The 12,076-nt window shown below is 66.9% G+C and carries 9 protein-coding genes and 4 tRNA genes; 11 read left to right on the forward strand and 2 right to left on the reverse strand.

Annotated features, from left to right (window positions below; translation table 11 throughout):
* Positions 1–352 precede the first annotated feature (352 nt).
* The 3 genes from GF405_08150 to GF405_08160 all read left to right on the forward strand — a co-directional run bounded on the left by GF405_08150 (position 353) and on the right by GF405_08160 (position 5,791).
* The gene (locus GF405_08150) at positions 353–2,962 is read left to right on the forward strand and encodes a T9SS type A sorting domain-containing protein (GenBank protein MBD3368126.1); all 2,610 of its coding nucleotides are present in this window, start codon (positions 353–355) and stop codon (positions 2,960–2,962) included.
* Between the two features lie 143 nt (positions 2,963–3,105).
* A complete protein-coding gene (locus tag GF405_08155) occupies positions 3,106–4,152 on the forward strand; it encodes a PEP-CTERM sorting domain-containing protein (protein ID MBD3368127.1) in 1,047 nt (348 codons plus the stop codon).
* Positions 4,153–4,438: 286 nt separating this feature from the next.
* Positions 4,439–5,791, forward strand: coding sequence for a glycosyltransferase (locus tag GF405_08160; GenBank protein MBD3368128.1), 1,353 nt, complete (start codon positions 4,439–4,441; stop codon positions 5,789–5,791).
* On the opposite strand, the gene GF405_08165 is transcribed toward GF405_08160, so the two are convergent.
* Both GF405_08165 and GF405_08170 read right to left on the reverse strand, forming a co-directional pair.
* Complete coding sequence (locus tag GF405_08165; GenBank protein MBD3368129.1) at positions 5,673–7,055, reverse strand: hypothetical protein; 1,383 nt, start codon at positions 7,053–7,055, stop codon at positions 5,673–5,675. The genes GF405_08160 and GF405_08165 overlap by 119 nt on opposite strands.
* Positions 6,523–7,653, reverse strand: coding sequence for a gfo/Idh/MocA family oxidoreductase (locus GF405_08170; protein ID MBD3368130.1), 1,131 nt, complete (start codon positions 7,651–7,653; stop codon positions 6,523–6,525). The genes GF405_08165 and GF405_08170 overlap by 533 nt, the downstream gene beginning before the upstream one ends.
* 252 nt (positions 7,654–7,905) lie before the next feature.
* On the opposite strand from GF405_08170, the gene GF405_08175 reads away from it, so the two are divergent.
* The 8 genes from GF405_08175 to tuf form a co-directional block, all read left to right on the forward strand.
* Positions 7,906–8,889, forward strand: a complete 984-nt coding sequence (locus GF405_08175) for a M20/M25/M40 family metallo-hydrolase (protein MBD3368131.1) — start codon at positions 7,906–7,908, stop codon at positions 8,887–8,889.
* A 13-nt stretch (positions 8,890–8,902) separates the two neighbouring features.
* Positions 8,903–9,703, forward strand: a complete 801-nt coding sequence (locus GF405_08180; GenBank protein ID MBD3368132.1) for a BtpA/SgcQ family protein — start codon at positions 8,903–8,905, stop codon at positions 9,701–9,703.
* 43 nt (positions 9,704–9,746) lie between these two features.
* Positions 9,747–11,162 (forward strand): cysteine--tRNA ligase, encoded by a 1,416-nt coding sequence (locus GF405_08185; GenBank protein MBD3368133.1) that lies wholly within the window; start codon positions 9,747–9,749, stop codon positions 11,160–11,162.
* A gap of 155 nt (positions 11,163–11,317) precedes the next feature.
* Positions 11,318–11,392 (forward strand) — tRNA-Thr (locus tag GF405_08190).
* A gap of 60 nt (positions 11,393–11,452) precedes the next feature.
* Positions 11,453–11,537, forward strand: a tRNA-Tyr gene (locus GF405_08195).
* A 36-nt stretch (positions 11,538–11,573) separates the two neighbouring features.
* Positions 11,574–11,650: transfer RNA gene (locus GF405_08200), tRNA-Gly, on the forward strand.
* A 120-nt stretch (positions 11,651–11,770) separates the two neighbouring features.
* Positions 11,771–11,846, forward strand: a tRNA-Thr gene (locus tag GF405_08205).
* Positions 11,847–11,935: 89 nt separating this feature from the next.
* A partial coding sequence (tuf, locus tag GF405_08210; GenBank protein MBD3368134.1) for an elongation factor Tu occupies positions 11,936–12,076 on the forward strand: 141 nt, incomplete at its 3' end.

Raw genomic sequence — 12,076 nt, forward strand, 5'->3', positions numbered from 1 at the left:
GAACACAGGGCGGGCCCGTTCGCGTTCCGCCGCGCCCCCTTCCTCGGACAGGTCCTCAGCCGCTCTCCGGCCCGCACCGGATCGGGCTCCACGCGCATTGTTACTTACCTAATGGCACAGATTGTGCAGTTGTAAGGCTCTCAGTCGCCACCCCATGGCACCACGGATACGACAAGCAGCTTTGGACGGGGTTCGCCGGGGTCCTACAGGCACACGAGAAGCCTCGGTCGCGCAGGGCCGGCTGACGCTCCTCTCGGAGGCCGGCCCAAGGTCTTCCACTGCACAGGCAACCCCCTATGCACCCGCCTTCGGTCCCGCGGGCCCCGTCCGATAGCGTTCGGGTTCGGGAGGGGTGAGTGTGCGCACAGCGCCGCGAGTGAGGGCGACCATCACGCTCGTCGCGGTGGCCGCGGTGACGCTGGTCTTCGCCGTTGACGGCTCGGCTGTCGAATCAACGCACATCCTGGTCGGAGTGACCGCCGAGGAAGCGTTCAACGTTTCCACCGGCGGAGAGCTCGTCGAGGCCGGTCCGTTCGTTTCGGACTCGCTCGGTGTCCTCGGTTTCGCCTTCGAAGACCCGGGACAGCCGGTCGGGACGCTGACGGTCGGCGTCGCGCCGGCAGGCGAGCCGGTCCCGCTGGTCATCGCGGGCATCAGTGCTGCGGCGACCGAGTCGACGGCCGTCATCGAGTGGACCACCGATCGACCGGCGACGGCCGTCGTGGAGTACGGACCGACGGTCGAGTACGGGACGGTCGAGGAGCGGCCTTCACCCCTTCAGACGTCCCACAGCATCACGCTGACCGACCTCGAGCCGTCGACGCTCTATCACTTCCGCGTCGCAGGCACCGACTCAGCCGGGGTCCCGGCGACGTCCGGCGACGAGACCTTCACGACGTCCGACCCGCCGCCCCTCCAGGTGGTGGATGCGGAGGTCGCGGACGGTGACTCCACGTGGGCCAGACTCGTCTGGACGACCAACCGGCCGGCGACCTCGTGGGTCGAGTTCGGCACGAGCGAGGCGTACGGGTCGCAGACGCAGATCGACGGATCGTACGTGACGTCGCACGATGTCGTCGTCGACGGGCTCTCGCCGGGCGTCGTCTATCACTTCCGCGCCCTCTCGGGTGACGCGTTCGCGGACACCGCCGCCTCCGGCGACCTCGTGTTCGAGACGCCGCTGCCGCCACCGCCGCCCCTGACCGTTACCGACGTCACGGTCACGGCCGTCGATACGACGACGGCCACGATCACCTGGACGACCAATCGGGCCTCTGACTCCGCCGTCGAGTACGGCGAGACCGACACATACGGAAGCTCCACCGACGTCGACCCGGCGCCCGTGACGCAGCACCAGATGACGCTCATCGGGCTCGAGCCGGGGACGCTCTACCACTTCCGCGTCAGAAGCAGCGACGGCGTGGACGTCGTCCACTCGGACGACGGTGTCTTCGAGACCGACCTCACGCCGCTCGCCATCGCCGGCGTCTCGGTCGGCAACGTCGGAACGTCGTGGGCCGTCATCAGCTGGACGACGACGCGGCCGGCGACGTCGGTCGTCGAGTACGGACCGACCGACAGCTACGGGGACACCGCGTCGGTCGCGGGCCTCGACACCGCCCACGAGGTGACGCTCGAGGGCCTCGACGACGAGACGCTCTACCACTTCCGAGTCCGGTCGGCCGACGCGTACGAGAGCGTCGCCGTCTCTCCCGATTCGACGTTCGAGACGATGTCGACCGGCCCCATGGGGCCGCCGATCATCACGGACGTCTCCAGCGAGCCTCTCTCCGCCACATCGGTCGCCGTTACATGGTCGACCGACCGGCCGGCCACCTCGCAGGTCCTCTACGGCGCGGGGGACAGTCTCGACTGCGCCACACCGGTCCTTCCGGAGCTCGTGACGGAGCACCGTGTCGTCGTCGGACCTGTCGTACCGCGTCTCGAGTACACCTTCATGGTCAGAAGCGCGTGCGGGGCCGACACGTCGAGCTGCGACTCGCACGCGTTCGAGACCTCGGCGCCCGCCTACGGCCTCGTCAAGTCGATGGGGCCAAGGATCGTCTCATCGGGGACCGCGCTCACGACGGAGTCGACCTCGCTTGTGCGATGGACGATCGACCGCCCGTGCACGACATGGATCGAGTGGGGCGCGGACACGTCCTACGGACAGACCTGCCCCGGCGAGCCGGCGTGGCGGGTTCCCCGGTACGTCTACGAAGCCTCACTCTCCTCGCTTGAGAGCTTGACCGTCTATCACTACAGGATCGTGGCGGTCGGAGCGCACGGCGACACGACCTACTCCGACGACTGCTGCTTCCGGACCGAGGCACCCCTCGACGAGCCGGGTGATCCGGACGATCCCGACGACCCCGAGCTTCCCGACACCGAGCCGCCTCCGGCGCCGGCGGGCGTCGCGGCGAGAACGGTCGCCCGGGACGTCGTGGTCGAGTGGGAGGACACCGGCGCGGACGATCTCTGGGGATACCAGGTGTATCGGGCTCGGGCGGGGGACGAGGCCCGGGGCGTGCGCATCAACCACGGGCTCGTGACGTCGCCGCGTTACGTGGACCGGTCGGTCGCCGAGGGGACCTACTGGTACACGGTGACCGCGGTCGACACGGCGGGCAACGAAAGCGAGCTCTCCGAACCTGCGGAGGTCGACTTCAGCCTCTCGTCCGAGCATCAGCTGCTGCTCGAGGCCTATCCCAACCCCACGAGGGGGAGGGTCTCCTTCAGCTTCGTCGCACCGCCTGGGAGCGAGCCGGCCACGCTGAGTGTCTACTCGGTCGACGGCCGCCTCGTCAGGAGTATCGCCGCCTCCGGCGGCGCGTCCGGCGAGACGCGGCTCGTCTGGGACGGTCTGGACGGCCGCGGCGCGCCCGTCGGGAGCGGCATCTACCTGTGCCGCCTCCGAGCCGGCGGCATCGAAGCCAGGCGGAAGGTGACGGTCCTTCACTGACCCTGCTCATGGCCCCCACGTCTGATCTGCCCTGAGCCTGCCGGCACGGTGTCCCTGCGGCCCTGCCGGCATGGTGCCCGCCGGACCAGGGACGCGTGCGGAGGCGTCGCAGGGGCCGCTCACTGGACCCATTCCGGCTTGACATGGCGCACACGATGGCGCATCATGGAAAATGCAGTGCGGGAAGCTCTCGCATCGCGTCCCTAAATGCCTTTCGGCCAGGTACTTACAGGCTTCAGGGAGCGAGTCGGGGGCGGAGCGGCCGTGGAGAGCGGCCCGGGTGCTGGAGCGGACCGCCACAGTACCCATGTATTTACTCTTGTCAAGCGACCCCGCCTGTGATAGTATTGTCCTTGAGGCCACAAGAGACACATTGGGACAGGGGCGCGTTCGGCGCCTCGAACAGGAGGTTCATCATGAGGCCGATCGTGATACTTGGAATGGTCGCCCTGCTTCTGACAGCGGCCGTCCCCGCGAGCGCCAGTCTGTTGTCCGACTGGTTCGGCGTCGACCTGGCCGTTGACGGCAGCGGCGCGTTCTCCCACGACTGGACGCCGACGAGCGCGACGGCCGACTACTTCGTCGACGACAACTGGAGTGCTCACTTCCTGCGTCCGGCGCACGGTGGAGAGCAGTTCGACATCGAGGCGATGTACTTCGACAACGACGCGTCGAACGCCTACATGGCGATCGTGACATCGTTCAATACCCCGGGCGGCGTGTTCTACCTCGGCGACGTCATCCATCCCGGCGACCTCGCCCTCGATCTGGGCGGCGGTCCGCGCGATTACGGGATCGACATCGACGGAGCCACCGGACTCGTTGCCGACACGGACGCCGGCGACTGGTACCAGTCGAACTCCATCTTCCTGGCCGAGACCGGCCCGACGAACTTCTCGGGCGGGACGTCGCTCGGCAACGCGAGCCTCGACATCTACGATACCGGCATCGTCGAGCGCGGCTACGGCACCTACGTCATCGAGGTCAGCGTGCCGCGGTGGATGCTCAACGATCCGGGTGCCGGCGACGTCGTCGGGCTTGAGTGGACGATGGGCTGCCGCAACGACGTGATCAACCTCGACGGCTCGTTCGACGGCGAGACCGTCGTCCCGGAGCCGGGGACGATGCTGCTCCTCGGGACCGGGCTCCTGGGCATGGCCGGCATCGTCCGGCGCAGGTTCAGGAAGTAGTCCGAACGCCCCGACAGAGACAGAGCGAACATCACGAGGCAGGGCCCCCTGACGGGCCCTGCCTCTCTCTTTGTGCACGGTCCCGGACGCCTTTTCGCTTGCCGTGAGCGTGCTCTCCTGACATATAGTGGTCCATGGTGCGGTCGGTCCCGGACCGAACGCACCGCGCGGTCCGGTTCTTCCACCACGACGGGACGGGGAGCCATACCGTCGTCGCTGGCGCGCGATATGCATGATAACAGGACGGTTCCCTGTACTGGTTGAGAGACACGCAGGCGATTCGATGATGCGCATTCTCTTTCTGACCGACAATTTCCCGCCCGAGACGAACGCGCCCGCGGTGCGGACGTTCGAGCATGCGCGCGTCTGGGCCGAGGCCGGTCACGCCGTAACGGTCGTCACGGGGGTTCCCAACTTCCCGGTGGGCCGCATCTACGAAGGGTACAGGAACAGGCCCAGGAGCGTGGAGTATGTGGACGGGATCCGGGTCGTGCGGGTCTGGACGTACGTCGCGCCGAACAAGGGACTCGTGCGGCGCACACTGGACTACCTGAGCTTCCTCTTCACGGCCGTCCCGGCCGCCTGCGCCGAGGAACGCCCGGACGTCGTCGTTGGAACCTCGCCGCAGTTCTTCACGGCGGTCGCCGCGTGTATCGTCGCACGTCTCCGACGCGCTCCGTTCGTCTTCGAACTCCGCGACCTGTGGCCGGAGTCGATCACGGCGGTGGGAGCGGTCGGGGAGGGGCCGGTCGTCGGGATGCTGGGCCGCCTGGCCCACCATCTGTACCGGCGGGCCGACTGCATCGTGTCGGTGACCGAGTCGTTCCGTTCGATCCTGGCCGGTCGCGGCATCGACCCCGGGAAGATCGCCGTCGTGCGGAACGGGGTCGACCTGGGCGGGTTCCGTCCCGATCGGCGGGACAACGGCGTACGACACCGGCTCGGAATACCGTCCGACAGGTTCGTCGCGACCTACGTCGGGACGATCGGCATGGCTCACGGGCTCGAGCATGTGCTCGAGGCTGCCGAGATGCTGTCGGGCGACGGCGTCCATCTGCTGATCGTCGGGGAGGGCGCCCGCAGGGAGGAGCTCGTCGACCGGGCGGCCGACATGAGGCTCGACAACGTGTCTTTCCTCGAGGCGCAGCCGAGAGAGGATGTCCCCGCCATTCTGGCGGCGAGCGACGCGGTCCTCGTTCACCTGAAGGACGATCCGCTCTTCCGGCACGTCATCCCCTCGAAGATCTTCGAGGCGATGGCCGTCGGCCGGCCGATCGTGCATGCCGTCATGGGGGAGAGCGCGTCGATAGTCAACGAGGCACGGTGCGGGATCACCGTGAAGCCGGAGTATCCGCTCGAGATGGCGGCCGCCATCCGGAGACTGAAGTCGGACCCGGACCTGGCTGCGATCATGGGAGCGAACGGGCGCAACGCGGCGGAGGGCGAGTTCTGCCGCAACGCCGCCGCTTTCAGGATGCTCGATGTGCTGCGCCGGGTGGCGGGCGACGGGGATGACGAGGTCAGTCGTCCTTCTCGTCCTCCCAGCCCTGATTCTCCAGAAGCTGTTCCTCAGGAACGTCCCGCAGGGGTCTCGCGGGGCACCCCATCACGATCTTCCGCGGCGGCGCGTCGTTCGTGACGACCGATCCCGCCGCGACGAGCGCGTCGGCTCCGATGGTCTTCCCCGGCATGACGACGGCGCCGGTACCGATCCTGCCGCCCCTCTCCACGACCACACCCTTGAAGTGCTTGAAGCGCTCCTCGGTCCTGCCGACGTAGTTGTCGTTCGAGGTCGCGACCTGTGGGGCGACGAACGCACGGTCCCCGATCTCGGAGTAGGCCGTGATGTATGATTCGCTCTCGAGCTTGCAGTAGCGTCCGATGGTGCACTTGTTCTCCACGGTGACGCCGCGCCCGACGATCGTGTAGCTCCCGACTGTAACGTCCTCGCGGATCGACGCGAGGTCGGCCACGAGGACCCTCCTGCCGATGCGGCACCCCGCGTAGATGACGACCTGTGACCCGATGATCGCCTCGTCGCCGATCTCGGCGCCCGGGACCGTCCCGCCGTCGGTCGTCGCCGAGTTCGCAGCCTTCATCGGCAGCTTGCCGACGACTGTGTTGTCATCGATCCTGACGCTCGACCCGACCGTCGTGCCCCGGCGGATCACAACGTTGTGCCCGATCCGGCAGTCTCTTCCCAGAGTGACGTCTGCCTCAAGGACGGTGAACCGTCCGATCGTCGTGCCGTCACCCACGACGGCCGCGGGGTCAACGTACCGTTCCACGATTCGGTTCTCCCTTTCGCAGCGTGTTCTGCGTGATGGACCCCGAGCGGGCCCCACCGTGTTGCTCTTCTGGAGGGTCTTCTCAGCCGGACAGGTCGATCGGCGTGCCGTTGTTCTTGAGCGAGCGCTGAGCCGCGTCGAGGACGCGCACGACGCGCAGCCCGTCGTGGCCGTCGGACCTCGGACGCTGCCTCTCGCGAACGCACTCGAGGAAGTGCTCGCACTCCAGTCGCAGCGGCTCCTGCATGGCGATGGCGGGGACGACGACCTCTCCGAAGCGCAGGGAGAGCGACTCCGCGTACCCGACGAAACGGCCGTTGGGCTCGACGCCCTTGTCGTAGATGCGGACCTTCTCCGCGGGCTCCATGTCGTCGAACACGACCATCTTCTTGCTGCCGACCAGCGTCGTCCTGCGGACCTTGTGAGGGTCGAGCCAGGATACGTGGACGTGTGCGACGACGCCGTCGGGGAAGCGCATATCGAGGAAGACGACGTCCTCGACGTTCGACCGCACGTACGCTGCCCCCCTCGCGGAGACCGTCTCCGGCTCCAGGTCGAGGATGTGCAGGATGATCGAGATATCGTGAGGTGCGAAGCTCCAGAGCGCGTTCTCATCCTTGCGGATACGGCCGAGGTTCAGGCGCTGGGAGTACATGTAGTACGGCTTGCCGAGCTCGCCGGACTCGAGGAGTTCCTTCATGCGGACAACGCAGGGGTGATACTCGAGAAGGTGCCCGACCATGAGGATGCGGTCCCGCTCCTCGGCCGCTGCCACGAGCCTCTCGGCGTCGTCGAGCGCGAGCGTCATCGGCTTCTCGACGAGGACGTCCTTGCCCGCCAGGATGGCCTCGTGGGCCAGCTCGAAGTGGCTCGGGACGGGGGTGGCGATCACGACCGCCTGGATGCTGTCGTCCCGGAACACCTCCTTCGGATCGCCGGTGATGGCGATGCCGCGGAAGCCGTTCAGCCTGTTCTTGCAGCGGTCGAGGTCGGCGTCGCAACAGGTGGAGAGCTCGGCCCCCCTCATCTGATGGAGCGTTCGAAGGAGGTTCTTGCCCCAGTTTCCCGCGCCTATCAAGGCCACGTTGATCACGTCCGCCCCCCGGTTCCCTCGCTGCCAGAGCTCGTGTCGGCCGTCTCTGAGGTCGGCGGTCCCGCCCGGCCGGCGCCGGGCGCGTGACCGGCCGACAACTCTATGCGGTTCTCCGTGCATTCGCAAGCATTATCGATTTGCAAGATACGTTCCACGCTCGGCGCCCCGGCGCAACCCGGCGTAGCCTACCGGGGGACTGGACTTCGGGCGTCGTTTGCTGGTAGGCTCGACGGTCGTTCCCGGGGCGTTTCCGCCCAGAGAGAGAGAGACCTGTGAAGAGGAGACGAACGCGTGGATAAGACAGAGACCCTGTTCAAGCAGCTGACCGAGGCCAACGGTATCTCCGGCTTCGAGGACGAGGTCGCGGACATCATGGAGGAGCACCTCGGCGACCTGGCGGAGATCAGCTACGACAAGCTCGGAAGCCTCGTGGCGAAGAAGAAGGGCAAGACGGACGACCCCCGGGTGATGATCGCCGGGCACATGGATGAGATCGGCTTCATGGTCAAGTCCGTGACGAAGGAGGGCTTCATCAAATTCCTGCCGGTCGGCGGATGGTGGGGCCACGTCGCTCTGTCGCAGAGGGTCCGCGTCCGCACCCGGAAGGGCGACTTCGTCGGCATCATCGGGTCGAAGGCGCCGCACGTCCTCGAGCCCGAGGAGCGGAAGAAGGTCCTGAACATCAAGGACATGTACATCGACGTCGGGGCCGCCGACAAGTTCGATGTGAAGAAGAAGCTCGGCGTCCGTCCGGGCGACCCGATCATCCCGATCTCGGACTTCACCATCCTCGGGAACCCCAAGACCTACGCCGCCAAGGCCTGGGACGACCGCATCGGCGTCGCGGCCGTCATCGACGTGCTGACCAAGGCGGGCAAGACCCATCCCAACACGCTCTACGGCGTGGGCACGGTGCAGGAGGAGGTCGGACTGCGCGGCGCGCGGACGAGCGCCAACCTCGTCGACCCGGACGTCGCATTCGCGGTCGACGTGACGATCGCCACCGACACGCCCGGCACGGACGGCGCGGGCGAGGACCTCGGCGGCGGCGTCGGGATCATGGTCTACGACGGCAGCGCCATCCCCAGCCGCAGGCTCCGTGACTTCGTCATCGACACGGCCGAGAAGGAGAAGATCCCGTACTGCCTGACCGCACTGACGCGGGGCGGAACCGACAGCGGCACCATCCAGTTCAATCGGCAGGGAGTGCCCTGCCAGACCTTCGTCGTGCCGACGCGCTACATTCACGGACATGTCGGCGTCATCCACAGGAAGGACTACGACGCCCTCGTGAAGCTCCTGCTCGCGCTGACGAAGAAGCTGGACGCGAAGACGGTGAAGAAGCTCACAAGGTAGATTCGGCGGTGAGATGAGCGTCATAGAGAGCGTCCTCGGCGACCGGCCGCACCTCATCGGCGTGGTGCACGTCGGCGCCCTGGCCGGCAGCCCGGGCTGGTCGGGAGACATGCGGACGGTGATCGACCGGGCCGTGGCGGACGCCGGCGCCTACGAGCGCGCCGGCTTCAGCGGCGTGATCATCGAGAACTACGGCGACGGGCCGTTCGAACGTGGGTTCGCGGGCCGTGGCGCCGTCGCCGGTCTCGCCGCCGTCGGCGCCGCCGTGTCGGCCGCCGTCGGCCTGCCGCTGGGCGTCAATGTTCTCAGGAATGACGCGCTCTCGGCCGTCGCCGTTGCGGCGGCGACGGGAGCGAGCCTCATTCGCGTGAACGTCCACACGGGCGCCGCCGTGACCGACCAGGGGCTCATCCAGGGGGAGGCGGCCGCGACGCTCCGGGCCATCGCCCGGGACGCCCCCGGTCTGGTCGTCTTCGCCGACGTGCACGTCAAGCACGCACAGCCGCTCGTCCCCGTGAACATCGAGCGGGCCGCGGCCGACGCGGTCGAGCGCGGGAAGGCCTCCGCGCTCATCGTCACGGGCGAAGCGACCGGGACGCCGGCGCCGCTCGACGACGTCGAGCGGATCCGGACCGCGCTACCGCAGGTTCCGGTCTACGTCGGGAGCGGCGTGACGGAGGCATCGATCGCGGGCGTGCTCGAGGCGGCCGATGGGATCATCGTCGGAAGCGCCTGCATGAAGGACGGCAGGGCGGGCGGCCCGGTGATCGAGCAGCGGGCACGCGCGCTCGCGGCGAGGGCACTGAGCGAATGATGCGGACAGGGGTCTGCTGAACAGGACGTCGGGAGGGCGTCGGATGCTGAGGATCTACGACACGCTCGCCGGGAAGAAGAAGGAGTTCGAGCCCGTCCGCGAGGGCAGGGTGGCCATGTACTTCTGCGGCATGACCGTCCAGTCGGAGCCGCACATCGGTCACATGCGGGCGGCGCTCGTCGCCGACGTGTTCAAGCGGTATCTCTCGTACCGCAGCTTCGATGTGACGATGGTCATGAACTTCACGGACATAGACGACAAGATCATCGTCAAGGCCGCCGAGCGCGGTGTCGGCTATCTCGAGATAGCCGAGGAGAACATCAAGCGCTTCATGGACTTCCTCGAGTTCCTCGGAGCGGTCCCGGCCGACGTCTATCCGCGTGCGACGGAGCACATCGATGAGATCATCGACCTGGTGCAGATGCTCATCGAGAAGGGCCACGCCTACGAATCCGGGGGCGACGTCTACTTCGAGGTAAAGTCCTGGCCGCAGTACGGGAAGCTGTCCAAGAAGCGTCTCGAGGACCTGCTGGCCGGTGCGAGCGAGCGCGTCGAGCTCGACGAGAAGAAGCGCCACCCCGAGGACTTCTGTCTCTGGAAGGCCGCCAAGGAGGGCGAGCCTTCCTGGGACAGTCCGTGGGGGAAGGGCAGGCCGGGCTGGCACATCGAGTGCTCGGCGATGTCCAGGAAGTACCTGGGTGACCACTTCGATATTCACGGGGGCGGCACTGAGCTCATCTTCCCACACCACGAGAATGAGATGGCTCAGGCCGAGGCCGCGACGGGCCGGCCGTACGTCAATCACTGGGTCCACCACGGCCTGGTCAACCTCGCCGGAGAGAAGATGTCGAAGTCGACCGGTCACTTCCGGACGATGGAGGAGATCTCGCGGCGCTTCCCGTCGGAGGTCGTGCGCTTCTACCTGCTGTCGACGCACTACCGCTCAGAGATCGAGTTCTCCGACGAGCGGCTGGCCGAAGCCGAGACGGCCATCGAGCGGTTCGAGAACCTCTTCCGGACACTCGAGCGATCGGTGGGTCCCGAGAGCGACGACGACTCCGGAGGCGAGCCCTCAGACGGCGTCGCTGCGGTCCGGGACCGGTTCATCGAGGCGATGGACGACGACCTCAATACGGCGCAGGCGATCGGACATCTTTTCGAGGCCGTCAGGCTCATCAACCAGGAGGTTGAGGCAGGGGCCGACGAGGCGACGCTCCGTGCGGACCGGCGGACGCTCCGGGAGCTCTCGGACGTTCTCGGTATTCTGCCCGAGCTGGGAGGGGAGGAGGACGACGTTCCGGACGAGGTCAGGAAGCTCGTCGAGGAGCGCGCCGAGGCCCGCGCCTCGAAGGACTGGGGACGGGCGGACGAACTCAGGGACCGGATCGCCGAGGCCGGCTACGCCGTGGAGGACCTTCCCGAGGGTCCCGTCGTGAGGAAGACCGGTCGGGGAGAGTGACCGCGGTCACACCCGGGGCCGGACCCGCGTGCCTGCGAGGTTTCTGAACAGTCATTCGGGGTTGACACGGCCCCTCATCTCGCCTAAACTCATCCATTCGTAGCTGGCGGTGTCTTCGCCTTCAAGCCACCCGCCGGACCGAGCTGTGGATTCGGGCTGGCGTAGCTCAATGGTAGAGCTCCTCACTTGTAATGAGGAGGTTGGGGGTTCGAGTCCTCTCGCCAGCTCCAGATGCATTGGTGACGAAGCACCGATGCGCCGCCCGAGCGACGCGGCGGCGTGCACTGCCCGGGGAGGTTCCCGAGTGGTCAAAGGGAACAGACTGTAAATCTGTCGGCGAAGCCTTCGGAGGTTCGAATCCTCCCCTCCCCACCATACGGGCTTCGTTCCTGGAGGATCGGGAAGGTCGGTGCGGGAATAGCTCAGTTGGCTAGAGCATCAGCCTTCCAAGCTGAGGGTCGCGGGTTCGAGTCCCGTTTCCCGCTCCAGAATGTTCCCCTCCCGTCGAAAGACGGGAGTTGACGAACGCAGGATCATTCGGGTATACTCGGAGTTCGGCTCTGATTCGGAGCGCCGAGAGGGCCGGTGACCTGTCGGTATATGCGTATGCCCACGTAGCTCAGTCGGTAGAGCGCATCCTTGGTAAGGATGAGGTCACCGGTTCAATCCCGGTCGTGGGCTCCACGTCTGACGGCGTAGACAGGACCATGGGATCTCACCGTTACGGGCCCGTCGAGGCCCCCAGGGGTTGAGACTCCTTCAAGGGGGAGATGATGGCGAAGGAGAAGTTCGAGAGGACCAAGCCCCACGTGAACGTGGGCACGATCGGGCACGTTGACCACGGGAAGTCGACGCTGACGGCGGCGATGACGCTGTGTCTGTCGAAGCAGGGTCTTGCGGACTACATTCCGTTC

It is taken from the genome of Candidatus Effluviviaceae Genus V sp. (genome assembly GCA_014728125.1).
Taxonomy (GTDB): domain Bacteria; phylum Joyebacterota; class Joyebacteria; order Joyebacterales; family Joyebacteraceae; genus WJMD01.

What these genes read in the sequence shown, in the direction of transcription:
- GF405_08155 (MBD3368127.1), top strand. Translation starts at nt 3,106, where the DNA reads ATGGCGCACACGATGGCGCATCATGGAAAATGCAGTGCGGGAAGCTCT.
- GF405_08180 (MBD3368132.1), top strand. Translation starts at nt 8,903, where the DNA reads ATGAGCGTCATAGAGAGCGTCCTCGGCGACCGGCCGCACCTCATCGGC.
- GF405_08185 (MBD3368133.1), top strand. Translation starts at nt 9,747, where the DNA reads ATGCTGAGGATCTACGACACGCTCGCCGGGAAGAAGAAGGAGTTCGAG.
- GF405_08175 (MBD3368131.1), top strand. Translation starts at nt 7,906, where the DNA reads ATGGAGGAGCACCTCGGCGACCTGGCGGAGATCAGCTACGACAAGCTC.
- GF405_08170 (MBD3368130.1), bottom strand. Translation starts at nt 7,653, where the DNA reads ATGCACGGAGAACCGCATAGAGTTGTCGGCCGGTCACGCGCCCGGCGC.
- GF405_08160 (MBD3368128.1), top strand. Translation starts at nt 4,439, where the DNA reads ATGCGCATTCTCTTTCTGACCGACAATTTCCCGCCCGAGACGAACGCG.
- GF405_08165 (MBD3368129.1), bottom strand. Translation starts at nt 7,055, where the DNA reads ATGAGAACGCGCTCTGGAGCTTCGCACCTCACGATATCTCGATCATCC.